Source organism: Serratia sp. DFXYC6, from assembly GCF_057196085.1.
Genome location: NZ_JBXUNV010000006.1, coordinates 123,457 through 149,910 on the forward strand (window position 1 = coordinate 123,457; position 26,454 = coordinate 149,910).

The following is a 26,454-nucleotide window of genomic DNA, read 5'->3' on the forward strand; positions in this document are numbered from 1 at the left end:
CTGGAGTCATGCCCCATGAACATTGCGCTGGACCGCTTCTGCATTAACCGCAAGATCGCGCCGAATCTCGATCTGGACAATTTTTTCCGCCTGGTGAAACGCTGCGGGCTCAGCAAAGTTGAGCTGCGCAACGACATGCCCAGCGGCAAGGTGACCGACGATCTGAGCGACGCGCAGCTCAACGCGCTCGCCGCGCAATACGGCATTGAAATCGTCACGATCAACGCCCTCGGCATGTTCAATCGGGTGGATGACCCGGCGGCGCTGCAGCAGCGCGCCGAAGCGTTGCTGGCGCAGGCGCAGGCCATCCACAGCCGGGCGCTGGTGCTGTGCCCGCACTGCAGCGCCGACGACACGCGCAGCGAGCAGCAAAAACGGGACGATACCCTCGCCGCGTTGCGTCTGCTGGCGCCGCTGTTTGTCCGCTATGGCGTACAGGGATACGTCGAGCCGCTGGGCTTCGGCATCAGCTCGCTGCGATCGTCGCTGTTGACCCAGGCGATCATCCGCGACTCGGGCGCGCCGTATCGCATCGTGCTCGATACTTTCCACCACTATTTGAGCGGTGTGGCGCAAACCGACTTCGACGCGCAGATCCAGGTGGCGCAGATCGGCCTGGTGCATCTGTCCGGCGTGGAGGATGGGCGGGATAAAGGCGCGCTGAGCGATGAAGAGCGCATCATGCTGAGCACGGGCGATCGGCTGGAAAGCCGCCGCCAGGTACAGAACCTGGAACGCCTGGGCTACACCGGCGTCTATGCCTTCGAGCCCTTCTCTTCGCAGTTGGACGGCTGGAGCGAAGCGGATATCGAACGGGAAATCCGCCAGAGCATCGCCCTGCTGCAAGGGTAAAAAAACGGCCTCCGCGGAGGCCGTTTTTCATGGCGTTACTTCAGGTTGCCGACCACCAACTGGTGGCGCGCATTGTAAAACTTACGGTAAGCCAGATAGCAGGCGATGATGGTCGACAGGCTGGCGGTGGAAAGCAGCATAAAGGTCACCATAATCTGGTATTTGATCGCTTTCACCGGGTCGATGCCGGCAAAGATCAGCCCGGACATCATGCCCGGCAGGCTGACCAGCCCGACGGTTTTCGCCGAGTCGACGGTCGGGATCAGCGAAGCGCGGATGCTGTCGCGGATCAGCGCCGCCGAGGCGAACTTGGGCGTCGCCCCCAGGCTGAGCATCTCCTGAATCTTCTGCTGCTCGCCTTTGAAACGCTGGCCGAGGTTGGTGTAGCACAACCCCACCGCCACCATGGCGTTGCCGGCGATCATCCCGGAGATGGGGATCACCTGCATCGGCGTAAATTCGATGGAGCCGGTCAATACCAGCACCGCCAACGTCAGCACCGCGCCGGTGGTGATGGCGATAAACGACGTCACGAACGCGTGTTCGACGTACTTGCTGCGTTTCTTGGCGTTGTAAGCCGCGTTAAAGCAGATGAACAGCACCATCAACACGGTGAGAACGGCGTTATCCAGGTCGAAAATATACTTCAGCACGTAGCCGACGATGATCAACTGCACCACCGCGCGGCAGATGCTCCAGATAATGTCCTTTTCCAGCGCCAGCTTTTCCCGGTGGCTGATCAGGATGGCGACCACCACCAGCACCATCGACAAGCCCAAGGATTCGTTGGTGATGTTATGCTGATTCATGCTGTTGCTCCTGTTGCTCGGCGCCGTGCGCGCGCAGGGTGATCACTTCGTCCGCATGCGCTATCTCTTCGGTATCGTGCGTCACCCACAGCACCGCCAGCCGGTGTTCCGCCACCAGCTGATGCACTATCTCATTGACGTTGCGTTTGTTTTCCTCGTCCAGCGCGCTGGTGATCTCATCGAGCAACAGCACCCGGGGCATAAACTGCAGGTTGCGGATCAGGGACACCCGCTGCTTCTCCCCGCCGGACAGTTCATTGATGCTTTTGGTCAGCATCGCCTCCGGCAGCCCGAAACGCGCCAGATCGACCTTCATTTTTCGCTCGGCCGGCGGTTCCTGGCGGATCTGGTAGGGCAGCGCCAGATTGTCGTAAACCGTATTGCCGAACAGTGACGGCGTCTGGAAGCAGTAAGAGACCTGCTTGCGATACGCCTCCGGCGACATCTCGTCGATCGCCTGGCCGTCGAAATAGAGCTTTCCGCTGGTCGGATCCATTAAGGAAGAGATGATTTTCAGCAGGGTGCTTTTCCCGCAGCCGGAAGGTCCGGTGATCAGTTTGAACTCGCCTTCACCCAGCGTGAAAGAGACGGAATCCAGGATCACCTGGTTGTCTATTTGATAATGAATATCATCCAATCTCAGTATGTCTTTCTTTTCCTTCATTACGATGCCGGCTCCCTATACCTGTTCCCGTCTGAGCGATAAGTATATGGCTGCCAAAAACATCTTAGCAATGGCTGTGCGGATGGCAGCGAACGAAGGGGAAGGATTGACGGAGCGAAACGCCCCGCCAAATGATAAATTTAATTAATGATTAGCTGTAGGAATAGTCAAAAGCGACCGCCAGGGTCGAATCACTCTTTTTTTATCGCTGCCTGTTCGTCGCAGCTGTACCAGCGGAGAGAATTGTTGATGCTGCGGTGGGTGCAGTGAACCTTACCCTCCTTTTCCAGCGCCAGCAGCAGGGTGCGGGTGGTATAAATATTTTCGCCGCATTTATCCGCCAGCTCGCGCGTCTTCGGCCACTGCTCCGGCGGGGGATGATGGCCCCCAGATCCTTCCACACGCTCCCTGCACAATCCTTGCAACACATTCAGCATCAGCGATTTTCTGCTTTCAAACGTTTTCGGCGCCTTGGCCATAGCATTCCTCCTGAGTGGTTACTGCTGAGCACCCCGCTCACGGCTGCACGTCAGCGATGCGCAGGGTGTAAATCATGGTGGCATTCGGGGGGATCGCCGGCGGGTTGCCCTGTTTGCCGTACGCCAGCGCCGGCGGCACCACCAGCGTTATCGCACCGTGTTGCTGCAGCTTCTCGATAGCCGCGCGAAACAGCGGCGGGTAGCGCGTCAACGGCTGCGAGATCACCGTCCCCGCCAGCTCCATGTCTTTGACTACCCGGCCGTCGGTCAGGCTTTCGCGCACCACGATATCCACCCGATCGTCGGCGCCGATCGCCCCGCTGCCGACATAGTCCACCCGGTAATAGAAACCGAGCGCATCCTGCTTGACCCCCTCCTGACGAACGAAATTGGCCAGGTAGGCGTTGTCATCCCGAGGCGGCGCCTGCGTCTGTTGCGCCTGCTGCAACCGCTGCTGCGCCGTGTGCAGCGCGCCGTCGATGGCGGCTTCATCGAGCCGCAACCGCCCGGCCAGGGTATCGGCGATGCCCGCCAGCAACAGCTGGGTATCCGCTTCCAGCCCCGCGCGCCGGTTCTCCTGCTGCAGATGCAGAATGTCGCGTCCGAGCGATACGCCGGCGGCATACGCCTGCTTGTCCGCCTCGCTGGCCAGCGCAGGCGGCTCGGCCGCCTGCTGCCGTTCGGCCAGCAAGGTCTCCACCCGCCGCTGCTGCTGCGCCAGCTGCGCCGCCAAACTTGCGCTGCGCTGTTCGGCCCGCGTTAACGAAGCGGCCAGCACGCTCACTTCAGGCACCGGCGCAACGGCCTGCCGCAATCCCTTCAGGGCATCGGCCAGCGGCCGAATATCGACGACGGCCGGTTCCCGTTTCGGCGCCGCCGCGGCCTGAGCCGCCGCCAACTGCCGCTCCAGCTGACGGATTTTCTCCGCCTGCTGTTGCAAAGAGTGCTGCAACGACGTTAAACGAGCGCTGTCTGCGGCTGGTTTGGCGGCTGGTGCTGACGCCGATTTACGCGCGGTGTCTTCCCTGGGCGCGGCCGGTGGCGCCTGCCGCTGTTCGGCAAACTTCAACAGCGCGGGAATGCCGTCATCGGCGGCGCAAGCGGCCCCGCTCGCCGCCAACAGCAAAAGCCCCATCGCCCATCCTTGCGCGCATCGCTTCATGGCTACAGATTCTCAACCCGGCTGGACAGATCGGACATCAGCTCATGCTCGACGTCAGCGCAGAATTTCTCGGTTTTATATTGATAAAGAGCATCAATCGCTTTACGGGTACTCTCATCCACGTTGCCGCGCACCCCGGCATATCCCGAAGCGTTGGAAAGCAGGCCATTAAAATAGGCGATGCGTTTTTGGTAACTTTGCGGATTAATATTCTTTAATGAATTAACCCGCTGCTGACAAAGCGCGATGCGTTGCTCATCGGATTTATCATTAGGATTATTCTGTGAGATTTTTTTCACGGAATTCAGTTTTGTCTTGCTCCCGCCCGCACAGCCAGAAAGCGCCATAAGAGACAGCAGAAATAGGGTCAACCCCACCCAACGGCGCCCGCCGCAAGCATTAATCATCGTTATCATTCCGTTTATAATCCTTTAATTGTCACTTAGGTCATCATTATGTGGCGAACGGCAGCAGCACATGCCTTAATTTGATTAATCAAAATGGGTTAGGTAGCAAAAAATCCCTATCACGCAATGCGATAGAATAATTCACTACCGGTGCAATTGTTATTTAATTGTTAACCAATTAGGTCTAAACGCTGGCTAAACGCGAATAAGAAACCCCATTCCCTCATGAACAAACAACCATGAAATAACAATAAAAACAATAAATTATGTTTTATATTTTGTTTCTAAAGGGAAATGCATCATCTGCTGCCTCAGAGCGATATTAGCAAAACAATATTGTGAATTGTAGGTGCCACCCTATTTCCCCCGATCTAATATCTCGCATATCGTTATTTATATAGTGATTTATACTGGATAATATTTGTATACGATCTATTGATTTTAAAGCAAATATATTTCTTTTTCCTTTTGGTTTTATATTCTGAATTTGACTTAATTTAATAAAATCTATTTCCAAGCAATACTATTATTTGCAAGAATATTCCCAGCAACACGCCACACGTAAAAAACGTATTTTATTTACCAGAAATCCATTATCGATTTTCCAAATCTCGTTATTTCTCATAAATAACGGATGTCGGCGTATTGCCCAGAGCAAAAGGATCTGGCTCCAACCGCACGGGCGGCGACATGGCGTTGCCACCGCCGCGGGGGATTTAGATGTGCTGTTCTTTTTATTTAAAAACTCTCTACAGGAACCTGAGAAATGAAACTGAATAAATTAATGCTGGCAACCGTGATTGCTTTCGCTTCCGCATCTGTTGCTCATGCCGCATCTAATCAGGGCAGCGGTAAAGTCACCTTTACCGGCGAAATTATCGATGCGCCATGCAGCGTCGCGCCGGAATCCGTTGACCAAACCGTGCCGATGGGCCAGATCAGCAGCCGCATCCTGGCCAACCAGGGTAAATCCAGCATGCAGCCTTTCAACATCGAACTGAAAGATTGCTCCATCTCCACCATGAAAAACGTCAAAGTGACCTTTACCGGCACGCCTGATCCGGTTAACAACAAACTGCTGGCCCTGAGCGGCACGGCAACCGGCGCCGGCATCGTGATCTACGACAACCTGCACTCCAAAGAGGTGGAACTGGGCACCGCGACCGACGGTCAGGGCCTGAACGACGGCGACAACTCGCTGAAATTCGCCGCTTATCTGCAGGGCAGCAGCGCCTCAAGCGCCGTGGTGCCGGGCGACTTCACCAGCGTGGCGAACTTCACCCTGGCTTACCTGTAATACCCCACAGGGGATGTCTCAGGGCATCCCCCGCTTTATTGCATGCCGAGGATACCGGCAAGGGAACAGGGAAAGACAGGGAGACGCCAGCATGACTATCCGCCTTTGCGGCCTGTTGCTCATCGCGCTCAGCGTCGGCAGCGCGGCGGCGGCAGCGAAAAATCAGGGCCACGGCAAAGTCAGCCTGGGCGGCACCATCGTTGAAACGCCGTGCGGCATCGCCAGTGACAGCCTGGATCAAACCGTCGATTTTGGTCTGATTTCCATGACCGACGCCTCGCAGGATGGGCAGTCGGTGCTGATCGGCAGCCGCCGCCATTTCACGATCAAACTGGTGAACTGCGAGCTGGCCAGCCAGGTGAAGCCTGACTTCATCTATCGCGCGGCCAACGTCACGTTCGACGGCACCGCCGACAGCGGGGATCCTTCCCTGCTCGGCGTTTACGGCGAGGCGAAGGGCGTGGCTATCGAGCTGTTGAACGATGCCGGCACGCCGATCCCGCTCGGCAGCACGACGGCGGATTACCAGATCGTCGCCGGCGACAACACGCTGCGCTTTGGCGCGCAGTTGCGCCTGCATCCCGACAAGGCGCGGGCGGGCGGCTTCAGCTCTCTGGCCAAATTCACCCTGTCTTATCTCTAGCGCCGGCGGGCGCTGCACAGCATTACGTATTCAGGTCGTACGGATGACCTGCTATTGGGCGCGGACTTGCCATGAGTGATTATGCTATGACGTCATTACTGACACGGAAACACCTACCTCTCCTCGTCATTCTATCTTTCCTCTGGGTGCGTCCGGCATTTTCCGCCACGGAATTCAATACCGACGTCCTGGATATCGGCGAGCGCAGCAAAGTGGATCTTTCGCGTTTCTCCGATGCCGACTACGTCATGCCCGGCGCTTATTTGCTGGACATCAAGATCAACCAGAAAACGCTGCCCCAGCGCAGCATTCAGTATTTCCCGTCGCCGGATAACAAGAGCGGCAGCCAGGTGTGCCTGCCGCCTGATCTGGTGGAAAAAATGGCGTTAAAAGAAGAAGCGGCCAAAAAAATCACCCTGTGGCACGACAACCAGTGCGCCGACATTCGCGGCATCAAAGGCGCGACCGTCTCCGATCGCATCGGCGGCGGCGTGCTGGCGATCACCATCCCGCAGGCGTGGATGAAATACTCCGATCCCGACTGGACGCCGCCCGAGCAGTGGGACGACGGCATTCCCGGCCTGCTGCTGGACTACAACCTGAGCGGCCAGTTAGGCAAACAGAGCCACAACAACAACACCGCCCAGAACCTGAGCAGCTACGGCACCTTGGGCGCCAACCTGGGCCCCTGGCGCCTGCGCGCGGACTACCAGGCCAATTACAATCAGCAGGCCGGCGATCGCAGCACCGGTTTCGACTGGAACCAGATCTACGCCTACCGCGCGCTGCCGATGCAGGCCGCCAAGCTGACGCTGGGCGAGATCTATCTCGACTCCGGGGTGTTCGACGCCTATCGCTTCACCGGCCTCAATCTGGCCAGCGACGAGCGCATGCTGCCGCCGAACCTGCAGGGCTACGCGCCGGAAGTGCGCGGCATCGCCAAGAGCAACGCCAAGATCACCGTCTCGCAGGAAGGCCGCACGCTGTACGAAACCACCGTGCCCGCCGGGCCGTTCGCCATCCAGGATCTCAACAGCTCGGTGCGCGGCAAGCTGGACGTCAAGGTGGAAGAGCAGGACGGCACCGTCTCGACCTTCCAGGTGGATACCGCCACCATTCCGTACCTGACCCGCCCGGGCTACGTGCGCTACAACGTGGCGCTCGGCAAAACCTCGGCCTACGACCACCGCACCCAGGGGCCGCTGTTTTCCGCCAGCGACTTCTCCTGGGGGCTGAGCAACGCCTGGTCGCTGTATGGTGGCGCGCTGCTCGGCGGCGACTATAACGCCTGGGCGCTCGGCCTCGGCCGCGATCTGAACGTGTTCGGCGCCATGTCGCTGGACGTCACCCAGTCGATCGCTCGCCTGCCCGGCGAGCCGACCGCCAGCGGCATGTCGTTCAAGCTCAACTACGCCAAACGCTTCGACGAGCTGAACAGCCAGATCACCTTCGCCGGCTACCGCTTCTCGCAACGCAAATTCATGAACATGTCGCAGTATCTGCAGGAGCGCTACGGCGATTACGACAAGAATTACAACGGCCGTCAGAAAGAGCTGTATACCATCACCGCCAGTAAAACCTTTATGGCGGAAGACAGCGCCAGGGCGATCACCACCTATCTGACTTACTCGCACCAGACCTATTGGGACGCGCGAACCCAGGATCGTTACGGGCTGTCGACCAGCAAGTTGTTCAGCATCGGCGATATCAGCAACATCACCGCCTCGCTGTCGGCTTACCGCACCTATTACCAGGGCCGCACCGACGACAGCGTGATGCTCAACTTCACCGTACCGATCGGCGATCGTCGGCGCGTCGGCTATGCGCTGCAAACCAACAACGGCGACGTCACGCAGACCGCGTCGTACAACGACTACAGCGATCCGGACAATACCTGGCAGGTCAGCGGCGGCTTTAACCAGTCCGGCAAATCGCTGGCGCGCGGGTACTACACCCACAACGCCTCGTTCGGCTCGCTGAACGCCAGCGCCTCTTACCAGCAGGACAGCTACTCGTCGATCGGCGGCTCGTTCCGCGGCGGTCTCACCGCGACCCGGCACGGTATCGCGGCGCATCAGAACTCGAGCAACGGCGGCAGCCGCATGATGCTCGACACCGACGGCATCGCCGGCGTGCCGATCAATAACGGCCGCGCCTACAGCAACCGTTTCGGGCTGGCGGTGATTTCCGACATCACCAGCTACTACAACACCGACACCCGTATCGACGTCAACAAGCTGGCGGACGACGTCGAGGCCACTCGCGCCGTGGTGCAAGGCACGCTGACCGAAGGCGCCATCGGCTACCGCCACTTCGAGGTGGTGAAAGGCAGCAAGCTGCTGGCCACCATTCGCCTCGCGGACGGCAGCGAACCGCCGTTCGGCGCCGCGGTGCTGAGCGAGAAAGGCCGCGAGGTCGCGGTGGTCAACGACGGCGGCTCGGTCTATCTGACCGGCGTACAGCCGGAGGAAAAACTGGATGTCGCCTGGGAAGGCCAACGCCGCTGCCGCATCGTGATCCCGGGCGCCGCCAAGCCGCTGGACCAGCTGCTGCTGCCGTGCGCCACCCTGTAATCCGTAACGCTGAGAAATAATGACATGAACAAACACCCGATAACGCTACTGACCGCCGCCGGCCTGGCCCTGAGCGCCGTACTGCCCACCGCCGACGCGGCGATATCGCTGGATCGCACGCGCGCCGTTTATGTGAGCGACGCCAAATCGATCAGCCTGAATATCGTCAACGAAAACAAAGAGCTGCCTTTCCTGGCGCAGTCCTGGCTGGAGAACGAGCAGCATCAGAAAATCACCTCGCCGCTGGTGGTGCTGCCGCCGTTGCAGCGCGTGGAGCCGAGCGAGCGCAGCGTGGTGCGCATCACCAAGACGCCGGAAGCGGATCGCCTGCCGCAGGATCGCGAGTCGGTGTTCTACTTCAACCTGCGCGAGATCCCGCCGAAAAGCACCAAAACCAACGTGATGCAGCTGGCGCTGCAGACGCAGATCAAGCTGTTTTACCGGCCGAAGGCGATTGTCGCGCCCAAGGGTGAAGTGTGGCAGGAAAAGCTGGTGTTCCGTAAAAGCGGCGGCGCCATCACCGTCGACAACCCGACGCCGTTTTACATCACCCTGACCGGCATGACGCGGCAAACGCAAAAACAGGGCGGCGGCGCGATCGGCGGTTTTCAGCCGCTGATGCTGAAGCCGAAATCCAGCGAAAGCCTCAAGCTGCACGACACCGGCATGAACAGCTTCGTCATCACCTACATCAACGACTACGGCGGCCATCCGGAGCTTCGCTTCGTCTGCAATGGCGGCGTTTGCACCGCCGTGCCCGAGAAAAAATAAGGAGGTCCAGCATGGCTGAATTCACCGATCGACTGCGCCCTCTGCTGCTCGGCGCACTGCTGTGCGGCGGCGGCGCGCTGGCGGCAACGCCGCTGGGCGTGATCGAAGGCACCACCGGCACCGTCAGCTTTCACGGCGGTCTGCTCAGCTCTCCCTGCAGCCTGACGCCGGACAGCCGGGATCAGTCCGTCGATCTGGGCGACGTCAGCGCACGCGACTTCCGCAACGCCGGCGATCGCAGCGCGCCGGTGCGTTTTCGTCTCTCGTTCCGCAATTGCCTGCTGGGCGCGCGCGCGCTGGCGGATAACCCGGCCGGCCCGCGCAACGGCGATGCCGGCCGCCTCTACCTGCAGGGTGAGCAGGCCGCCACGCTGGTGTTTCTCGGCGAAAGCGACGTCGACAACCCGTCGCTGCTGAAGCTGAACGGCGGCGTACAGGGCATCGGCCTGCGGCTGCAAGACCAGCAGGGCCAGGCGCTGGAGCTGAATCAACGCAGCCACCCCTACATTCTGCAGCCCGGCAGCAACACCCTGTGGTTCAGCGCCAGCGTGGAATCCACCCAGCGGGCGGTGATGGCGGCCGGGTTCGCCGCCGTGGCGCACATTCAGGTGATTTACCTGTGAGGCTCGAGAACGCAATGAAAACTCAACTGACCAAACTCTGCCTGCCGCTGGCGATCGCGCTGGCGGCCCCCGCCGCCTGGGCCAACGGCTATGTCACGCCGGACGGCGGGCCGAAACAGTTCTATATCGATCTGAATGAAAGCAACATCACCAACCAGGTGGGGTTCACCAAACTGTTTCCCTATGATCTGGGCGGCACCTATACCGGCAAGGTGTATTGCGATACCCCTATCCCCACCAGCCCGCACTTTTACAAGTCGGATTCGGCGTTGCCCCCCTCCGACTACGGCAACGGCTATTTAAAGCTGAATGACTTTTTGGATTTAAAAGCCGAGGTGTGGATTGCCGGCAACAAGAACGCCTACGTCACCGTGCCTTTTTACAACGAATCGAATTTGCTGAGCCAACACCGCTGCCAGCCGCCGTACTTGCAGGTCAACAACTACGGCAGCGGCTCCAAAGGCAAGATCACCTTCCGGGTGCGCAAAAAAATCATTAACGGCGTTGAGATTAACGATCGGCAGATCATCGAGATGTACGGCCGCCTCGGCTCGACCGACGGCGGTTTCGGCCCCAACCCGATGGCGCAGGTGTTTATCCAGTCCGCGATCCTTTACGTGCCGGATAAATGCGTGGTGAACGAAGGCCAGCTGATCAACGTCGAGTTCGGCGAGATCGGCGGCAGCGATCTCAACGGCTCGAATTACCCGCAAAGCATTCCGGTGCGCTTCCAGTGCGAGGGCGGCAGCTTCGAAGACGGCACGCTGAACATCAAGCTGGCGGTGTCGGGCACGGCGGCCTCCTTCAGCAACGAGGTGTTCAAAACCGACAAGAACGATCTCGGCATCCGGCTGACGCACAACGGCCAGCTGGTCATCCCAAACGAGTTTTATCCGGTGCCGAACATCGGCAACGGCGGCTCCTGGAACCTGGTGGCGGCGCCGTTCGCCAACGGCGGCGCGGAGATCGGCGAAGGGGAATTCAACGCGTCGGCCACCATCGTGGCGGCATTCCAGTAACCGAGGGAGGAACGAAAAAATGCGTCTACGCGCTTTTACGCTGCTGGTCTGCGCACCCTGGTGGGTTGCCGTCATGCCAGCAGCGGCGAACACCGAGCTTATCGGCGCGCCGGTGCAGTTCCACGGCACAGTGGTGAGCCGGCCGTGCAATATCGAACCGCAGTCCGCCGATCAGCTGGTGGAGATGGGCACGGTGATCGTCAAAACCTTGTATCGCTACGGCCACACCACGCCGGTGCCGTTCGGCATCAAGCTGACCGACTGCAAGACCACGGTGTTCAAATCCGTCAGCGTGACCTTCAGCGGCGCCGAAGACGGAGAGCTGCCGGGCAAGCTGGCGATCAACAACGGCGCGAACGGCGCCGCCATCGCCCTGTTTGATCATCAGGGTGCGGACATCTCTCTGAATAAGGCCACCAGCGCCGTCGCGCTGCAAAACGGCCCCAACAACCTGAACTTCACCGCCTACGTACAAGGGCGGCCGAGCGCGATTCAAAACCAAAGCATTACCGAAGGCGAATTCACGTCCGTCGCCAATTTTGTGCTGGCGTACCAATAAGCCCCGCACCGCCCCAGGGAAATCAGGAAAACGCCCGGCGCGCAATCGCCGGCAATGGGCCGTCACCGTTCGCTCCGGCGCGGCCTTTTAAGGAGGCACCCATGCCAGATATTCGCTTCACGCTGTTCGACAGCGATAACTTCTACCAGCAGGGGCTGCGTCTGCTGCTGCAGGATTATCTGCACTCCCTGAACGAATGCCAGCGCCGGTACCCGCAGTTCTCGCCGCTGGCACTGCAGGCGTTGGATAACATCGAAATCGTGCTCCGCACGCCGGAAGAGCGCTGGGGCTGCGCCTGCTGTTACCAGAGCCCCTACGGCATCCCGCGGCAGCGGCAGCTGACTCTGCTGATCCTCGACGACACGACCCAGCAACAGGTGAAAAACCTGCCGCCGCTGTTCAGCATCCATCGGCGCGATTCGGCCTACGCCATCCGCCTCAAGTTGCAGATGGCGCTGGAGAAATTTATCCAGCATCCGTGGATGGCGCTGCACGCCGCCGGCATGTGGAAATGCCAGGCCTGCCGCATCGCCGCGCTCAGCCACTGCGAAAAAAAAGTGTTGGGGTTGATGAGCAGCGGCATGTCCGCCTGCAGCATCGCCGGCCTGCTGCAGCGCAGCCAGAAAACCATCAGCGCCCATAAACGCTCGGCGATGCGCAAGCTGAACGTGCGAAAAAACAGCGAGCTGAATAAGGTGCTGCTGAATCAGCGCGGGCTGAGTTGACTGACAACGGACTCGCGAGTGCCGAAAGAGTGGTTTACTCTGAATACTCATTTTCGCACTGCAAAGCGAGCCGGAATCCATGCCCAGAACAGCCAAAGTCGTTGACGTTCCCGCCCTCGGCGAGCTCGATCGCCAGGCGGGTCAGCTTAGCCACCAGCTGGCGCAGGCTCTGCGTCAGGCCATTCACCGGGGCGATCTGAAAGCGGGCGATCTGCTGCCCTCGACGCGCCGGCTGTCGGCGGCGCTGGATCTGGCGCGCGGCACGGTGTTGGAAGCCTTTGCTCAGCTGACGGCGGAAGGCTTTCTCGAACCGCAGCCCGGCTCCGGCACCCGGGTCGCCCACTATCAGGCGCCGCGCCGCACGCTGCACGCCACGGCGCAGGCGAGTTCGGCGGTAGCGGTTCCGCTTTCTTCACAGGCGCAGCATCTGGCGCGCTTTGCCACGCAGGCGCGGGCGCTGCCGCCGGTGCCGTTCACTGTGTCAGTACCAATCGGCGATACCGCGCCCGACGATATCTGGCGGCGGCTCGGCAACCGCATCCGCGCCCGCGGCCCCGGCGCGCCGTCGGGCTACGGCGATCCGCTGGGCGCACTGCCGCTGCGCGAAGCCATCTGCGACTATGTGCGCCGTTCCCGCTCGGTAAACTGTACGCCGCAGCAAATCCTCATTACCTCCGGCACCCAACAGGGGCTGTATCTGGCCGCGCAGATCCTGTTGGACGCCGGCGACAGCGCCTGGGTCGAAGATCCTGCCTACGCCGGCATTACCGCCATTTTCGATAGCCTGTTCCGCGATCGGCGCATGATTAGGGTGCCCGTCGCCGACGACGGCATCGACGTCGCCGCCGGCGTGCGCCTGGCCGCCAATGCCCGCGCCGCCTTTGTCACGCCGTCGCATCAGTATCCGCTGGGCATGCCGATGAGCATGGCGAAAAGAAGCGCCCTGCTGGCCTGGGCCAGAGAGCGACAAGCCTGGATCGTGGAAGACGATTACGACAGCGAGATGCGCTACGCCGGCCACCCGTTCCCTTCGCTGCAGGGGCTGGCGCCCGAGCGGACGCTCTATCTCGGCACCTTCAGCAAGGTGCTGTTCCCTTCGCTGCGGCTGGGTTACGCCATCGTGCCGCCGCCGCTGGTCGACGCCTTTTGCGGCGCCAGGATCCTGATGGATCGCCATCCACCCAGCGCGGATCAATACGTGCTGGCCGCCTTTATCGCCGAAGGGTATCTCGACCGGCATATCCGCAAAATGCGCGGCGTCTACGCCGAGAAGCGTCGGGTGCTGATCGAGGCGATCAACGCTTACATCCCGGCCGAGCTGGCGGTGGTGCAGCCCTGCGATCAGGGCATGCACATGGTGCTGTGGTTGAGAAAAGATCTCGACGACGTGCGGGTCGCCCTGCAGGCCAACGAAGCCGGGTTGGCGCTGCGGGCGGTGTCGCCGATGTATGCGCCCGACCACGGTGAGCCGGGCCTGGTGCTGGGGTTGGGCGGTTACGCCGACCGCCAGGTGCAACAGGCGGTGGAACGGCTCGGACAGGTGATCCTGGCCTGCGCCGGCAGCGGCGCCTAGCGGGAAAAACGTTTGGCGCCGAACACGCAAACCACCACGCCGGCCATCACGGCGATCATCATCGGCTGGACGGTTTCCTGCAGCAGCCAGCCCGCCAGCGCCAGGCCGAAGAACGGCTGCAGCAGCTGCAACTGCCCGACGGCGGCGATGCCGCCCTGCGCCAGGCCGCGATACCAGAAAATAAACCCAATCCACATGCTGAACACCGAGACGTAAACCAGCGACAGCCAGGCAGCGCCGCTGACCACGGGCCAGGCGGCCGGTGCCGCCAGCCAGGTGGCCGCCAGCGTCAACGGCAAGGCGACCACCAGCGCCCAGGAGATCGCCTGCCAGCCGCCGATCCGGCGCGACAGCACCGCCCCTTCGGCATAACCCAGGCCGCACAGCAACACCGCCCCGACCATCAGCGCATCCCCTTGCCAGGCGCCGCCGCTCCCCTGGCTCAACGCGAAAGCGCCCACCAGCACGGCGCCGACGCCTGAAAAAGCCCAAAAAGCGGGCTTGGGCCGCTCTCCGCCGCGCAAAACGCCAAAACCGGCGGTCGCCAGCGGCAGCAGGCCGATATACACCAGCGAATGCGCCGACGTGGTGTGCTGCAGCGCCAGCGCCGTCAGCAGCGGAAAACCGATGACTACGCCAAGCGCCACAAACAGCAGCGGCGGCAAATCGGCCCGCGTCGGCCGCGCCTGCCGGGTGATCAACAGCGCACACAGGGCCAGCAAAGCGGCGATCGCCGCCCTGACCGCCGTCAGAAACAGCGGATCGAGCTCCAGCACCGCCACCCGGGTGGCGGGCAACGAGCCGCTGAAGATCATCATGCCAAGAAAACCGTTCATCCAGCCCTGGGCCGAATGCCCGGCGGCGGGATGTGCAGGGGTAACAACGAGAGTTTTTGCAGACTGACTGTCCGTCATGTGAACGCTCCGCACGCCTGAGGCATACCGAAATCGGCAACCCGCGAGGCGATGTCATAGTGAAAGAGAACATCGTTGCCCGGCGTCGTTTGCCGGGGCTGCGTTCTATTTTTCAGATAAAGCGGTTCACAGACAGGTCCAGATAGTGAAATTTTCACTGTGCCGGTTAGCAAAGCGCGCCGCTAACGCCAAAGAAGGGCGTTTTTCGGGCTGTCCTTGGCCGTTTGGCGGCCCTGCCTGCGGGGTATCATGGACTTTTATGCGTTTTTGTAGAACAGGACAAGGTGCGGCGCCGTGGTGAAACCCTTCTTACGCAGTGGCAGTTTGGATGACGTGCTGGCTTTAGGCGAGAACGGGCAACCGGTCTACGCCTGCGCGCAGCAGTTGCGGGAAACCCTGCGCCTTCGCCGGCAGCAGCAGGCCGCCGACTGTCTGGCGATCCCCCAGCCGAACGAAAGCGGCACCCGCATCGACTGGTATGCGCCCTTCCCCGGCAAAGTCACCTCCTGGCTGGCGGCGAGCGATGCCCAGCGCGCGCAGGCGGTACGGCACCTGGAACACTGCCTGGCGACCTTCCGCAGCCTGACGGAACAGGCCCTGGCGACCGATCACCCCAGCCATCGCCTGTTCGGCGCGCTGCTGGCCAAAGCGATGCACATACCCGACCCCAACCACGTTTACCTGGTGGACGATCGGCCGGTGCTGACCTTCTGGGGCTTTATCAAGCCGCAGGCGCAGAGCCCGGACGATCCGTTAGCCTGCCTGCGCCCGCTCGAATCGGAAGTGGAAAAACCGGCGCCGATCGCTGCCGCTCCGCGCAAACCGGCCGTTGTCGAACCGGTAAAACCGGCCCCGGCCGCCGAGCCTGAACCGGTACCCGCTCCGGCGGCGCCCGTCGAATCCCCCGCCGTTGTTCGCCCACATCGGCGCCACGCGCTGTGGCTGTTGCCGGTACTGCTGCTAGGCAGCGCGGCGCTGGCCGCCTGGCTGCACCGCTCACCGTCGCCGCAACCGGCGATGCCGGCTGAGGTACGCCATCCGGCGCCGCCGGAAAAAACCGCCGCGCAGTTGCCTAAGCTGCGCTTGCCGCTGGCGCACGCCACGCTGATGCCGCCGCCCCCAGCCCCGGTCATCCCGCAGCCGGCGGACAAAAATGCGCTGGTGCTGCCGCCCGAGGCGGTGAAGGCCGGCTCCACCCGTTTCCTTAACGGCAAATGGCGCGCCACGGTGGCGCTGAAAGATCCGATTACCGGCAAGCGCCCCGGTCTGCAATACCGTCTGAACGGTGGCAAGGGCAGCGCCGTCATCGCCTACGGCGACGGCGTCAGCTGCCGGGTGGCGGTCGAAGCCGGGCTGATGCAGTCCGGCAATCTGGTGATCAACAGCCGCACCAAGGCGCGCTGCAGCGACGGCAGCCGCTACCAGATCCCGGAGATCGTCTGCCGCCAGGGCGAAACCGGCGCGGCAGAGTGCACCGGCCGCTACGATGCGGACACCACCTATCCCATGACGTTCAAGCGCGAGAGTAAATGATGCTGGCACCCCTTACGGACTACAAACACGGCATTACGCTGATCCAGGACAGCGGCATTCAGTTTCTGGACTTTGCCCTGACCCCGCGGCTGGACGCCGAGTTTCCCGGCAAATTCGTGCGCAAGACCGCCAGCGGCCCGCTGCTGCGCCTGCAATGGGAGGCCGAGAGCGGCAAATACCAGTTGCCGGCCGTGGGCGACCAGGCCGCCGAAGTGGTGCGGCCGGAGTTCAGCTACCCGCTGCAGCAGTCGCTGCGCCTGCTGGATAAGCTCTGGCTGCCGCTGCCCTTCTTGCGCCACACCCCGGCGGGCCTGTTTTTGTCGGGCCCGGACAACTGGGCGCGCCTGCAGGTGGTGCAGCTGGATGAACCGGATCAGGACGGCAACCTGCTGCGCGTGGTGCTGGCCTTCGACACTCGCGCCGCCGCGCCCGGCCAGGAGGCGCTGGCGCCGGGCGAAAGCGATCTCGGCGCCGATCTGAGCTTCGCGCTGGCGCACCGCAACCACGAGCTGGGCGAATTTCTCGATCTGACCTGGGTGGACGGCTGGCTGCGCGAGGCGTTCAGCCAGCGCGCCGCCGAGCGGGAACAGCGCGCCGAGGCGGAGATCAACGCCGGGCTGAAAACCTTCGAGTATCAGGCGCACTACCTCAACCTGCTGCACATGCTCGGCCACCAGCTGGCGGTGCCGCAGATAAAGATGGTGGCGGCAACGCTGCAGCAACCGGCGATCGACGTCGATCTGGTGCTGGACGTCGGCAACTCGCACACCTGCGGCGTGCTGGTCGAAGACCACCCGGAAGAGAGCAACGGCCTGAAGCAAACCTACGAGCTGCAGCTGCGTTCGCTGTCTGAACCGCACCGCGTCTACAACGAGCTGTTCGAGAGCCGGGTGGAGTTTTCTCAGGCCAGCTTCGGCAAGCCGCATCTGTCGTTCCAGAGCGGGCGCGACGACGCCTTCCAGTGGCCGTCCATCACCCGCGTCGGCCGCGAAGCCGCGCAGCTGGCGCAGCGGCGAACGGGCCATGAAGGCACCACCGGCATTTCCAGCCCGCGCCGCTACCTGTGGGACGAGGAGCGCTATGCGCCCGGCTGGCGCTTCAACGAGCGGCACGAGCCGATGGCCGCCGCCGCGCCGTTGACCACCCTGATCAACGACGAAGGCGTGCCGCTGTCCGCCCTGCCGACGGCCGAACGGCTGCCGGTGTTCGCCGCCCATTACAGCCGCAGCGCGGTGATGAGCCTGATGCTGAGCGAGCTGCTGGCGCAGGCGCTGATGCAGATCAACAGCATCGCCCAGCGCAGCCGCATGCCGAACGCCGCCGCGCCGCGCCGTTTGCGCGCCATCATTCTGACGCTGCCTTCGGCGATGCCGAAACCGGAGCGCGAGATTTTCCGCCGCCGCATGCAGGAGGCGATCGGGCTGGTGTGGAAGGCCCTCGGCTGGCACCCGCAGGATGCGCCGTTCGACGGCGCGCACGCCCGCTTCCCGGCGCCGCAGGTGCAGATGGAGTGGGACGAGGCCACCTGCGGTCAGATGGTCTATCTGTACAACGAAACCCAGGTGAACTTCGCCGGCCGCACCGACGCCTTTTTCGCCGCCATGGCCCGGCCCGACCGGCCACTGGCGCCGGATGAACAGCCCGGCAAGACGTTGCGTATCGCCTCCATCGACATCGGCGGGGGCACCACGGATCTGGCGATCACGCACTATTCGCTCGACGACGGCGTGGGCAACAACATCAAAATCAACCCGCGCCTGCTGTTCCGCGAGGGCTTTAAAGTCGCCGGCGACGATATCCTGCTGGACGCCATCCAGCAGTTTATCCTGCCCGCCGTGCAGCAGGCATTCGAAACCGCCGGCGTGAGCGCCGCCCCGGCGCTGATGGACAGGCTGTTCGGCAACGAAGGGCGCATGGACGGGCTTTCCACCCTGCGTCAGCAGGCCGCGCTGCAGATCTTCATGCCCGCCGGACGCGCGCTGCTCGGCGCCTATGAAGAATACGACCCGCTGGACAACCGGGCGGAAATCGCCGCCAGCCTGGGCGATCTGCTGCCGCAGCCGCCGACGCCGCAGGTGCTGGCGTTTATCAACGGCGAAGTGCAGCGCGAAGCCGACAGCAACGCCTTCGATATCCTGCACACCCCGCTGGTGATCCGCCTGGCCGATCTGCACGCCGCTTTCTTGTCCGATCGCATCGGCATCGGCCGCTGTCTGCGCCTGCTGGCCGAAGTGGTGGCGCTGTATACCTGCGACGTACTGCTGCTGACCGGCCGCCCGGCGCGCTTCCCCGGCGTGCAGGCGCTGCTGCGCCATCTGCAGCCGCTGCCCGCCAGCCGCATTCTGCCGCTCGAGGGGTATCACACCCGCAGCTGGTACCCGTTCAACAAACGCGGCCGCATCGACAACCCGAAATCCACCGCAGCGGTGGGCGCCATGCTGTGCCTGCTGGCGATCGATCTGCGGCTGGAGAGCTTTTACTTCAACGTCGGCGATTTCCAGCCCTACTCCACCATTCGCTATCTGGGCATGCTGGACGGCAACAACATGCTGGCGGACGATAACGTCTATTACCGCGACATCGATCTGGATCGCGCCGATTTCGCGCTCGATCCCGCCGGCAGCTTCCAGCTGCGCGGCCCGCTGCGTCTGGGGTTCCGCCAATTGGACAACGAACGCTGGCCGGCCTCGCCGCTCTATACGCTGACCATCAATGACGCCCAGCTGGCGCGCAAACTGGCCGGCGATGCGGTGATCAGCCTGCGGCTGGCCATCACCGCCAGCGCCGAACAGGGCGCTGAGAGCGTCAAGATCGCGCATGCGCTGCTGGCCGACGGCAGCCCCGTCCCGGCGCACCACCTGCAACTGAAACTCAATACCCTGGCTGCCAGCGCCTCCGGCGCGACCCACTACTGGATAGACAGCGGGAGCATTTACCCACGATGAACACGCAAACCTTCGCCCCAGCGGCCCCGAATAACGCGCTCAGCGCCGGCATATTGCAGGCGATCGACTGGGTGGACGCCGCGCGCCGCCAATCCCCTCGCCTGGAGCGGGAGGCCGATCGCCTGATACAGCGTCTGCGCCGTTGCCATAACCGCGCCGCACGGTTGGAAAACACATGCCCTGCGCAGGTCGCCATCGGTTTGTATGGCCACAACGCCGCCGCCAAGGCCCATCTGCTGGCGGCGCTGGCGCCTGGCGCAAAGCGCTTCAACGCGGACCTTTCGCTCGCGGTGCGCTACTGCACGGCGGCCGAGGCGGGGCCCGCCGAGTATCCGATCGCCCTCGCCCTGCTCAATGAAGCGCAGTGGCTGGCCATCACGCTCGATGCCGCCGCGATGGGCGGCTTCCGGCTGGACTGGGACGCCCGCGCGATCGCCGGCCATCTGCAAACGTTGGCGCGCCACCGCCAAGCCATCGCCCCCGACGGCCTCAGCGACGGCGATGTGCTGGCGCTGTGGGATAGCCAACGCCGCCACGGCGACAAGGGGCAACAGACGCTGGACAGGCATTTCTGGCCGCAGGCCGTGGCGCTGGCGCCGCAGCTTAGCATCGACGATCGCGCGCGCCTGTTTGCGCCGCTGTGGGGAGAGGAACCGACGCTGACGACGCATTATCGCCAGCTGGCACACACGCTGCATGCCCTCGGTGACAGCCGGCAGGTTCATGCCCCGCGCCGCGCCTTGACGCTGCTGACCGCGAGCGCCGCACCGGAAAACACGGCAATCGTCGTGATGGCCGAACACGGCGGTGAACGGGAGATCGCGCTGAGCGATCTGGTCTGGTTGACCGCCGAAGTCACCACCGTTCTGCCGCAAACCGCGCAGGCGGGCCTGCCCGCCGACGTGGCGCTGATCGACCTGCCCGGCAGCTGCGCCCGCCCGCAGGCGGAACCGACGCAGCGGCTGCAACAGGCGAAACGCGCCCATTTGCTGGCCCGCTGCGCGGACGGCCTGCACGCCAACCTGCTGCTGGTAGCCGATGCCGCCGCCACGCCGCAGGACGCCGCGCGCATCGGCCAGGCGCTCGCCGGTTGGGTCGACCACACCCAGGGGGAAACCCCGGCGCTGCGCCAGCGCCGCAAACCCGGTTTAATCTGGGCGATCACGCCGTTCGACCCACGCCAGGAAGGCAAGCCGCGCCCTGACGACGCCGTTCAGCGCCAGGTCGGCGAACCCGGTGACAGCTGGGCCACACTGCTGGCGCTGGATGAGCAGGATTGCCGCCGCATGGTGAACTACCTGGCCGCACAGGCGCGCCCGGCCCACAAGCAAGCGCGCCTGCTCGAGCTGCGCGAAGAGTTGCAGCGCGAGCTGACGGAAAGCCTGCTCGGCAACTGGCTCACCGCCGCCGATCCATACGCGACCCAGCAACGCGCCCAACAGCTGCTGCGCGCGCTGCAGGCGCAGGCCGGCCGCCACGGCGAACTGCTGGAACGATTGTTGCCCCAGCGCGATACGCTGCGCCAGCTTTACCAGCAACAGCAGCACGCCGCGCCGACCCCGGCGACGCCTGCGCCGTTCGGGCTCGACATCGATCTGTTCGGCGCACCGGAAACCCCGGCGCCCGGCGAGCCCCCCACGTCACCCTTTGCCGCGCGGATATTCGCGGATTGGATCAACCATCTGCGCAGCCTGCCGGACAGCCGCCGGTTGCTGGATCTGCTCGGCGTCGACAAACCGCATCTCGAACTGCTGGTTGATGCGTTGATCGGCGCCGCCTGCCGCCAGCGGCTCGATGATGAGCTGGAGCGCGCGCTGTGCGCCGGCGGCCTGCCGGAACAGGGGGAAGATCGGCAGATCAGCCAGGCGTTGGCGCTGTTGGGCGACTTCGTCGCCTGGCTCGGCTTCCAGCGGCGCGATGCGGCAACGCGCCCCGAGAGCCGCGTCAATCCCGGCCAACCGATCTTTACCCCGCCGCCGCAGCCGGCGGTGGACTGGAGCGGCCAGCAGCGGCTCACTCGGCTGGCGCCGACGCCAACCAAAAGTACCGCATTTTATATCTATGACTGGCTGATCGGCCTGCAGACCCTGCTGGCGGAAAATGCCGCGCAGGCGCAGCCGGCGCTGGCAGACGAGCAACGCGCCGCACTGGCGGCGATCGTCGCCGCCCTGCGCGCTGCGCCGTAGCGGGCGCCATCCGGGCCGGACACCACCGCGCAGTCAGTGGCAGGCCGGCCCGGCCGACATCACTTCGCGGAAATGGGTGACCAGCGGGCGCAGGTTGGCCTTGTGCCACACGGCCCACAGCTGCGTGGTGTATTGCATCCAGGGCAGCTCGCGCAGCACCACGCCTTGCGGCGCGTTATGCCGCAGGCTGTGCTGGATCAGCGTCATCCCCAACCCGGCGGCGACCAGCCCCAACGCAGTCAGCGGCTCGCCCGCTTCCAGCCGAATATCCGGATCGAACCCGGCCTTAACGCAGGCCGCCACGAAGTCGTCGCGCGAATGGGCATCCTCTTTGTGGATCACCGAGATCCAGGCCTGATCGGTGAGATCCGCCGGCTGCAGCGTTTCCCTGTCCGCCAGCGGATGCGTCTGCGGCAGGGCCAGCAACATGCGATCGTCCAACACCTGCGTATAGTCCAAATCCTGATCGTCGCGATCCGGCGCCGTATTGACCAGCGCCACGTCCAGGCTGCGCTGCCGCAGCCCTTCCAGCTGCATGGAAGAAGGCTGGCTGTAAAGCACGATGTGCACATCCGGCCGGGACACCCGCAGCGACCGCAAGGCGTTCGACAAGACGCCGGAGTGCATCGCATTTTCGATATAGCCAATGCACAGCCCGCCGTCTTCCCCGCGCCCCAGACGGCGCCCAAGCGACTCGAGCCGGGTGGCGTGCGTCAACAGCGCGCGGGTTTCGGCCAGAAACGTCTGGCCGTCGGCGGTCAGGCGGATGCGCTGCTGATTGCGCTCGAACAGCATCAATCCGAGGCGCTCCTCAAGCTGGGAAATCTGCCGGCTCAGCGGTGACTGGGAAATGTGCAGCCGTTCGGCGGCGCGGCCGACGTGCTCTTCTTCCGCCACCGCCACAAAGTATTTCAACTGACGTAAATCGATCATGTGAGACCTCAAAGGACTTAACTTAGACAAATTATGTCCTATCAAGTCACAACTTGCCAAGTTATCTTTAGCCTCGTGACGGGGCAGACGCTGTATGAGCCCCACTAGTTTCCCTGAAAAGATAACGAATTGAGGATTCACCATGAGCATCAAAAATATTTTACCCGGCAAGATCGGTTTGGGCGGCGCGCCGCTCGGCAATATGTTCCGCGCCATTCCAGAAGAAGAAGCGCTGGCTACCGTAACCAGCGCCTGGGACTTGGGCATCCGCTACTTCGACACCGCACCGCTTTACGGTTCCGGCCTGTCGGAAATTCGCATGGGCGAAGCGCTCTCTCAGTATCCACGCGATGAGTTCGTGCTGAGCACCAAAGTGGGCCGCATCATGCTGGACGAAATGGAAGATCCCGCCGCCCGCGATCTGGGTGAGAAAGGCGGCCTGTTCGAACACGGTTTGAAAAACAAGATCCTGAACGACTACTCGGAAGACGGCACGCTTCGCTCCATTGAACACAGCCTGAAGCGTCTTAAAACCGACCGTCTGGATATCGTCTGGATCCACGACGTCGCTCAGGATTTCTACGGCGACAGCTGGCTGGAACAGTTCAATATCGCCCGTACCGGCGCCTTCCGCGCACTGTCCCGCCTGCGTGACGAAGGCGTGATCAAAGCCTGGGGCCTCGGGGTCAACCGCGTCGAGCCTTGCGAACTGACGCTGGCGCTTGATGAGCCGAAACCGGATGCCTTCCTGCTGGCCGGCCGCTACAGCCTGCTGGATCACGAACGCGCCCTGCAACGCCTGATGCCGGAAGCGCTGGAACAGAATGTCGATATCGTCGTCGGCGGCCCATACAGCTCCGGTGTGCTGGCCGGCGGCGAACATTTCGAATATCAGAAAGCGTCCCCGGCTATTCGCCAGCAAGTCGCGAAAATCAAAGAGATCGCCGCTCGCTTCCAGGTAGACGTCAAAGCCGCTGCGCTGCAATTCGCGCTGGCTAACCCGGCCGTCGCCGCCGTGATCCCCGGTTCGAGCCGTCCTGGCCGCATGGCCGAAGATCTGGCTGCGCTGGATGCAGTGATCCCGGCTGAGTTCTGGGCGGAGATGCGCCGTCAGAAACTGGTGGCCGACAACGCGCCGCTGCCGATTCGTTAAGTTTTATGGGGCCGCACCCCGGCCCCATTACCCACATGACAGAGTGATATACATGATGAAACTGGATCTTTCAGGCAAAGTCGCCGTCGTCAGCGGCTCCACCTCCGGCATCGGTCTCGGCATCGCGCGCGGGCTTGCCAAAACGGGCGCCACCGTGGTGATCGTCGGCCGTCAGAAAGCCGGGGTCGATAACGCCATCGCCGACATCAGCGCCAACGTGCCCGGCGCGCAGGTACGCGGCGTGGTCGCCGATCTCGGCACCGAACAAGGGGCTGCAACCCTGTTCGCCGCGGAGCCTAAAGCCGACGTGCTGGTCAACAACCTCGGTATTTTCAACGATAAAGACTTCTTTACCGTGCCCGACAGCGAGTGGATGCACTTCTATAACGTCAACGTCCTCTCGGGCGTGCGTCTGGCGCGCCACTACGCGCAGAGCATGACCGAACAGGGCTGGGGACGCATTATTTTCGTGTCGTCCGAATCCGGCGTCGCCATCCCGGCGGATATGATCAACTACGGCGTGACCAAAAGCGCCAACCTGGCGGTATCTCACGGCCTGGCGAAACGCCTCGCCGGCACCGGCGTGACGGTCAACGCCATCCTGCCAGGGCCAACCTTTACCGAAGGCCTGCAGGAGATGCTGGCGGAAGCGGCGGCCAAATCCGGGCGCAGCGCGCGCGATCAGGCCGACGAGTTCGTTAAAACCGAACGCCCAAGCTCCATCATTCAACGCGCGGCGGACGTCGATGAAGTGGCCAACCTGGCCGTTTACCTTGCGTCTCCGCTGTCTTCGGCCACTACCGGCGCGGCGCTGCGCGTCGACGGCGGCGTCGTCGACACCCTGGCAATGTAATTCCGTACCCTAAACCGATATCAAGAGAGAAAGAAAATGGCTACTACATCCGTATCTATGAACATCCCGGCATCCGCCGACACCGTATGGCAACTGATCGGCGGCTTCGACGCCCTGCCTGACTGGCTGCCGTTCATTCCGAAAAGCGTCGTTTCTGAAGGCGGCCGCGTGCGCACTTTGACGACCTCTGACGGCGGTACCGTTATCGAGCGGCTGGAAGCGTTCGACAACCGTCAACGCAGCTACAGCTACTCCATCATGCAGGCGCCGTTCCCGGTGGTGAATTACCTGTCCACCCTGTCGGTACACGCCACCGACGACGCCAACGTGGCGCGCGTGGAATGGTCGGGCAGCTTCACGCCGGTCAATATCAGCGACGACGAAGCCGTCGCCCTGTTCCATGGCATCTACCAGGATGGCCTGGATGCGCTGAGCGGCAACTTCCCGCGTTAATGCGTGAACACTCCTCACGCTTACGGCCGATGGTGAAAACCATCGGCCATTTTTTTGCTTTAGCTCTGGAGCAGGATAAATCCGCCAGCGCCGTTTATGCTGTAAAGGAGACTTCCGTTTGAGGAGATGGCCGTGCGCCCTTTCAGCCTGAAGACTATCGACCATGTGGTGCTGCGCGTGCGCGATATGCAGAAAAGCCTGCATTTTTATACCCGGATCGTCGGCTGTGATATCGCCAAACAGCGGCCGGATTTGGGGCTGATGCACCTGCGCGCCGGAGCGGCCATGATCGATCTGGTGGATATTAACGGCGTGTTGGGGAAAAAAGGCGGCACGGCGCCCGATCCTCACCGGCAAAATGTCGATCACATCTGCCTGCGCATCGATCCTTTCAACGAGGACGAGCTGTTGGCCTATCTGCGATCGCAGGGGATCGGCGTTGATCCCGCCGAATCGCGCTATGGCGCTGAAGGCGACGGCCCGTCCATTTATTTCAGCGATCCGGACGGCAATCGCGTGGAATTGAAGGGGCCGGCGATCGGCTAGATCCTGGCGCTCCCGTTGATGTCGGACAGCCGTTGGCGATCCGTCACCCGCAGTGATTTGTTTTTAAATTGAATGATGCCGTCCGCCGCGAGCTGCGCCAGCGCGCGGCTCAGCTGTCTGACGGAGATGCCCAATCTCGCCGCCAGCGCCTCCCGGTTTTCCAGCTCAATCAATTCCCCTTCGTTCTTTATCTTGAATAATAAAAATTTTCGCAGTTTATACTCCGCCGTAAAAACGCCGTTCGCATGCAGCAAAGAGGCATTCAGCAGCTTATTGCTCAATTGCCGGCAGATAAAGGTGAGGAACGCCGGGTCGCTCAGGGCGTGATTGTTGATGGCCTCTATCGGTGCCGCGAGGAGCAGCGCGTCGGTCACCGCCTGCACGGTGCTGAACAGCGTGCGCTGCGCCTGGGAGAACAGCTCCAGATCGCCAATCACCGAGAAATCCGTTTCGAAGGAAAAGACAATGTGCGCGCCATTCACATCAAAATTCTCAACCTGCAATTTTCCCTGCACGAGAAAAAACAGGTGGGTCAAACGATCGCTTTGCGTCACCAGGTATTCGCCGGCTTCGACGCTGACCAGGCGCAGTGCGGCGAGCAGCGTGGGCGAAAGCGCCGTTCGCAGATCGTGAGCGTCGATAAAAGCTTCTTTTAGCTTGCTGTCACCGACCGTTTTCAAGGCGATTCACTCCCAGGGCTCATCCTTAAACGTCTTACATCCTCGCTTTCGACTGCGTTCAGCATAGCCGACGCGCTTCAGAACGAAAAAGGACATCTGACC

The 26,454-nt window shown here is 62.4% G+C and carries 25 protein-coding genes; 17 read left to right on the forward strand and 8 right to left on the reverse strand.

The features are described 5' to 3' along the window. Positions 1 to 15: 15 nt before the first annotated feature. Positions 16 to 852: a TIM barrel protein gene (locus AC2CGQ_RS23010; protein WP_164123913.1), complete on the forward strand. Its 837-nt coding sequence runs from the start codon at positions 16 to 18 to the stop codon at positions 850 to 852. Between the two features lie 35 nt (positions 853 to 887). Here the strand turns inward: AC2CGQ_RS23010 and fetB are convergent, their stop codons facing one another. The 5 genes from fetB to AC2CGQ_RS23035 form a co-directional block, all read right to left on the reverse strand. Next, positions 888 to 1,661, reverse strand: coding sequence for an iron efflux ABC transporter permease subunit FetB (fetB, locus tag AC2CGQ_RS23015; RefSeq protein ID WP_033631883.1), 774 nt, complete (start codon positions 1,659 to 1,661; stop codon positions 888 to 890). Next, on the reverse strand, positions 1,648 to 2,325 hold the full coding sequence (gene fetA, locus AC2CGQ_RS23020) for an iron efflux ABC transporter ATP-binding subunit FetA (RefSeq protein WP_484593903.1): 678 nt from the start codon (positions 2,323 to 2,325) through the stop codon (positions 1,648 to 1,650). The genes fetB and fetA overlap by 14 nt, the downstream gene beginning before the upstream one ends. 191 nt (positions 2,326 to 2,516) lie before the next feature. Continuing rightward, positions 2,517 to 2,804 carry a FaeA/PapI family transcriptional regulator gene (locus AC2CGQ_RS23025; RefSeq protein ID WP_004930885.1) on the reverse strand — a complete coding sequence of 96 codons (288 nt, stop codon included), beginning with the start codon at positions 2,802 to 2,804 and terminating at the stop codon, positions 2,517 to 2,519. Positions 2,805 to 2,841: 37 nt separating this feature from the next. Next, positions 2,842 to 3,939 (reverse strand): FKBP-type peptidyl-prolyl cis-trans isomerase N-terminal domain-containing protein, encoded by a 1,098-nt coding sequence (locus AC2CGQ_RS23030; RefSeq protein WP_080497857.1) that lies wholly within the window; start codon positions 3,937 to 3,939, stop codon positions 2,842 to 2,844. 29 nt (positions 3,940 to 3,968) lie between these two features. Then, positions 3,969 to 4,382 (reverse strand): hypothetical protein, encoded by a 414-nt coding sequence (locus AC2CGQ_RS23035; RefSeq protein ID WP_015379341.1) that lies wholly within the window; start codon positions 4,380 to 4,382, stop codon positions 3,969 to 3,971. 757 nt (positions 4,383 to 5,139) lie between these two features. On the opposite strand from AC2CGQ_RS23035, the gene AC2CGQ_RS23040 reads away from it, so the two are divergent. From AC2CGQ_RS23040 to pdxR, 9 genes are all read left to right on the forward strand, one after another. After that, complete coding sequence (locus AC2CGQ_RS23040; protein ID WP_015379342.1) at positions 5,140 to 5,670, forward strand: fimbrial protein; 531 nt, start codon at positions 5,140 to 5,142, stop codon at positions 5,668 to 5,670. A gap of 91 nt (positions 5,671 to 5,761) precedes the next feature. Then, complete coding sequence (locus AC2CGQ_RS23045; protein WP_004930899.1) at positions 5,762 to 6,313, forward strand: fimbrial protein; 552 nt, start codon at positions 5,762 to 5,764, stop codon at positions 6,311 to 6,313. A gap of 71 nt (positions 6,314 to 6,384) precedes the next feature. Further along, entirely contained in the window at positions 6,385 to 8,886 is a 2,502-nt protein-coding gene (locus AC2CGQ_RS23050; RefSeq protein ID WP_015379344.1) for a fimbria/pilus outer membrane usher protein, read from the forward strand. Between the two features lie 24 nt (positions 8,887 to 8,910). Next, entirely contained in the window at positions 8,911 to 9,657 is a 747-nt protein-coding gene (locus AC2CGQ_RS23055; protein ID WP_021505171.1) for a fimbrial biogenesis chaperone, read from the forward strand. An 11-nt stretch (positions 9,658 to 9,668) separates the two neighbouring features. Then, positions 9,669 to 10,280, forward strand: a complete 612-nt coding sequence (locus AC2CGQ_RS23060; RefSeq protein ID WP_015379346.1) for a fimbrial protein — start codon at positions 9,669 to 9,671, stop codon at positions 10,278 to 10,280. A 14-nt stretch (positions 10,281 to 10,294) separates the two neighbouring features. Next, entirely contained in the window at positions 10,295 to 11,299 is a 1,005-nt protein-coding gene (locus AC2CGQ_RS23065) for a fimbrial protein (protein ID WP_004930911.1), read from the forward strand. Positions 11,300 to 11,318: 19 nt separating this feature from the next. Beyond that, positions 11,319 to 11,858, forward strand: coding sequence for a fimbrial protein (locus tag AC2CGQ_RS23070; RefSeq protein ID WP_484593904.1), 540 nt, complete (start codon positions 11,319 to 11,321; stop codon positions 11,856 to 11,858). 101 nt (positions 11,859 to 11,959) lie between these two features. Further along, positions 11,960 to 12,583, forward strand: a complete 624-nt coding sequence (locus tag AC2CGQ_RS23075) for a helix-turn-helix transcriptional regulator (RefSeq protein ID WP_015379348.1) — start codon at positions 11,960 to 11,962, stop codon at positions 12,581 to 12,583. Positions 12,584 to 12,662: 79 nt separating this feature from the next. Next, complete coding sequence (pdxR, locus tag AC2CGQ_RS23080; protein WP_484593905.1) at positions 12,663 to 14,156, forward strand: MocR-like pyridoxine biosynthesis transcription factor PdxR; 1,494 nt, start codon at positions 12,663 to 12,665, stop codon at positions 14,154 to 14,156. Here the strand turns inward: pdxR and AC2CGQ_RS23085 are convergent. Continuing rightward, positions 14,153 to 15,070 (reverse strand): DMT family transporter, encoded by a 918-nt coding sequence (locus AC2CGQ_RS23085; protein WP_075685659.1) that lies wholly within the window; start codon positions 15,068 to 15,070, stop codon positions 14,153 to 14,155. The two genes, pdxR and AC2CGQ_RS23085, sit on opposite strands and share 4 nt — an antisense overlap. Positions 15,071 to 15,364: 294 nt before the next feature. Here AC2CGQ_RS23085 and AC2CGQ_RS23090 point away from each other — a divergent pair, with 294 nt between their 5' ends. From AC2CGQ_RS23090 to AC2CGQ_RS23100, 3 genes are read left to right on the forward strand one after another with little or no spacing between them, the layout of a single operon-like run. Continuing rightward, positions 15,365 to 16,603: an SrfA family protein gene (locus tag AC2CGQ_RS23090; protein ID WP_484593906.1), complete on the forward strand. Its 1,239-nt coding sequence runs from the start codon at positions 15,365 to 15,367 to the stop codon at positions 16,601 to 16,603. After that, entirely contained in the window at positions 16,603 to 19,548 is a 2,946-nt protein-coding gene (locus tag AC2CGQ_RS23095) for a virulence factor SrfB (protein WP_484593907.1), read from the forward strand. The genes AC2CGQ_RS23090 and AC2CGQ_RS23095 overlap by 1 nt, the downstream gene beginning before the upstream one ends. After that, positions 19,545 to 21,734, forward strand: a complete 2,190-nt coding sequence (locus AC2CGQ_RS23100; protein WP_484593908.1) for a virulence factor SrfC family protein — start codon at positions 19,545 to 19,547, stop codon at positions 21,732 to 21,734. The genes AC2CGQ_RS23095 and AC2CGQ_RS23100 overlap by 4 nt, the downstream gene beginning before the upstream one ends. A 33-nt stretch (positions 21,735 to 21,767) precedes the next feature. Here AC2CGQ_RS23100 and AC2CGQ_RS23105 read toward each other — a convergent pair whose 3' ends face one another. After that, positions 21,768 to 22,667: a LysR substrate-binding domain-containing protein gene (locus AC2CGQ_RS23105; protein WP_015379354.1), complete on the reverse strand. Its 900-nt coding sequence runs from the start codon at positions 22,665 to 22,667 to the stop codon at positions 21,768 to 21,770. Between the two features lie 142 nt (positions 22,668 to 22,809). Here AC2CGQ_RS23105 and AC2CGQ_RS23110 point away from each other — a divergent pair, with 142 nt between their 5' ends. The 4 genes from AC2CGQ_RS23110 to AC2CGQ_RS23125 all read left to right on the forward strand — a co-directional run bounded on the left by AC2CGQ_RS23110 (position 22,810) and on the right by AC2CGQ_RS23125 (position 25,672). Then, the gene (locus AC2CGQ_RS23110; RefSeq protein ID WP_015379355.1) at positions 22,810 to 23,820 is read left to right on the forward strand and encodes an aldo/keto reductase; all 1,011 of its coding nucleotides are present in this window, start codon (positions 22,810 to 22,812) and stop codon (positions 23,818 to 23,820) included. A 55-nt stretch (positions 23,821 to 23,875) separates the two neighbouring features. After that, a complete protein-coding gene (locus AC2CGQ_RS23115) occupies positions 23,876 to 24,673 on the forward strand; it encodes an SDR family NAD(P)-dependent oxidoreductase (RefSeq protein ID WP_004930955.1) in 798 nt (265 codons plus the stop codon). Between the two features lie 36 nt (positions 24,674 to 24,709). After that, positions 24,710 to 25,126, forward strand: a complete 417-nt coding sequence (locus AC2CGQ_RS23120) for an SRPBCC family protein (protein ID WP_031300306.1) — start codon at positions 24,710 to 24,712, stop codon at positions 25,124 to 25,126. Between the two features lie 126 nt (positions 25,127 to 25,252). Further along, positions 25,253 to 25,672, forward strand: coding sequence for a VOC family protein (locus AC2CGQ_RS23125; protein ID WP_004930960.1), 420 nt, complete (start codon positions 25,253 to 25,255; stop codon positions 25,670 to 25,672). On the opposite strand, the gene AC2CGQ_RS23130 is transcribed toward AC2CGQ_RS23125, so the two are convergent. After that, on the reverse strand, positions 25,669 to 26,352 hold the full coding sequence (locus tag AC2CGQ_RS23130; RefSeq protein WP_021505201.1) for a Crp/Fnr family transcriptional regulator: 684 nt from the start codon (positions 26,350 to 26,352) through the stop codon (positions 25,669 to 25,671). The genes AC2CGQ_RS23125 and AC2CGQ_RS23130 overlap by 4 nt on opposite strands. Positions 26,353 to 26,454 lie beyond the last annotated feature (102 nt).

Coding starts and splice junctions, on each gene's coding strand:
- AC2CGQ_RS23010 (WP_164123913.1), top strand. CDS start 16: ATGAACATTGCGCTGGACCGCTTCTGCATTAACCGCAAGATCGCGCCG.
- fetB (WP_033631883.1), bottom strand. CDS start 1,661: ATGAATCAGCATAACATCACCAACGAATCCTTGGGCTTGTCGATGGTG.
- fetA (WP_484593903.1), bottom strand. CDS start 2,325: ATGAAGGAAAAGAAAGACATACTGAGATTGGATGATATTCATTATCAA.
- AC2CGQ_RS23025 (WP_004930885.1), bottom strand. CDS start 2,804: ATGGCCAAGGCGCCGAAAACGTTTGAAAGCAGAAAATCGCTGATGCTG.
- AC2CGQ_RS23030 (WP_080497857.1), bottom strand. CDS start 3,939: ATGGGGCTTTTGCTGTTGGCGGCGAGCGGGGCCGCTTGCGCCGCCGAT.
- AC2CGQ_RS23035 (WP_015379341.1), bottom strand. CDS start 4,382: ATGATAACGATGATTAATGCTTGCGGCGGGCGCCGTTGGGTGGGGTTG.
- AC2CGQ_RS23040 (WP_015379342.1), top strand. CDS start 5,140: ATGAAACTGAATAAATTAATGCTGGCAACCGTGATTGCTTTCGCTTCC.
- AC2CGQ_RS23045 (WP_004930899.1), top strand. CDS start 5,762: ATGACTATCCGCCTTTGCGGCCTGTTGCTCATCGCGCTCAGCGTCGGC.
- AC2CGQ_RS23050 (WP_015379344.1), top strand. CDS start 6,385: ATGAGTGATTATGCTATGACGTCATTACTGACACGGAAACACCTACCT.
- AC2CGQ_RS23055 (WP_021505171.1), top strand. CDS start 8,911: ATGAACAAACACCCGATAACGCTACTGACCGCCGCCGGCCTGGCCCTG.
- AC2CGQ_RS23060 (WP_015379346.1), top strand. CDS start 9,669: ATGGCTGAATTCACCGATCGACTGCGCCCTCTGCTGCTCGGCGCACTG.
- AC2CGQ_RS23065 (WP_004930911.1), top strand. CDS start 10,295: ATGAAAACTCAACTGACCAAACTCTGCCTGCCGCTGGCGATCGCGCTG.
- AC2CGQ_RS23070 (WP_484593904.1), top strand. CDS start 11,319: ATGCGTCTACGCGCTTTTACGCTGCTGGTCTGCGCACCCTGGTGGGTT.
- AC2CGQ_RS23075 (WP_015379348.1), top strand. CDS start 11,960: ATGCCAGATATTCGCTTCACGCTGTTCGACAGCGATAACTTCTACCAG.
- pdxR (WP_484593905.1), top strand. CDS start 12,663: ATGCCCAGAACAGCCAAAGTCGTTGACGTTCCCGCCCTCGGCGAGCTC.
- AC2CGQ_RS23085 (WP_075685659.1), bottom strand. CDS start 15,070: ATGACGGACAGTCAGTCTGCAAAAACTCTCGTTGTTACCCCTGCACAT.
- AC2CGQ_RS23095 (WP_484593907.1), top strand. CDS start 16,603: ATGCTGGCACCCCTTACGGACTACAAACACGGCATTACGCTGATCCAG.
- AC2CGQ_RS23100 (WP_484593908.1), top strand. CDS start 19,545: ATGAACACGCAAACCTTCGCCCCAGCGGCCCCGAATAACGCGCTCAGC.
- AC2CGQ_RS23105 (WP_015379354.1), bottom strand. CDS start 22,667: ATGATCGATTTACGTCAGTTGAAATACTTTGTGGCGGTGGCGGAAGAA.
- AC2CGQ_RS23110 (WP_015379355.1), top strand. CDS start 22,810: ATGAGCATCAAAAATATTTTACCCGGCAAGATCGGTTTGGGCGGCGCG.
- AC2CGQ_RS23115 (WP_004930955.1), top strand. CDS start 23,876: ATGAAACTGGATCTTTCAGGCAAAGTCGCCGTCGTCAGCGGCTCCACC.
- AC2CGQ_RS23120 (WP_031300306.1), top strand. CDS start 24,710: ATGGCTACTACATCCGTATCTATGAACATCCCGGCATCCGCCGACACC.
- AC2CGQ_RS23125 (WP_004930960.1), top strand. CDS start 25,253: ATGGCCGTGCGCCCTTTCAGCCTGAAGACTATCGACCATGTGGTGCTG.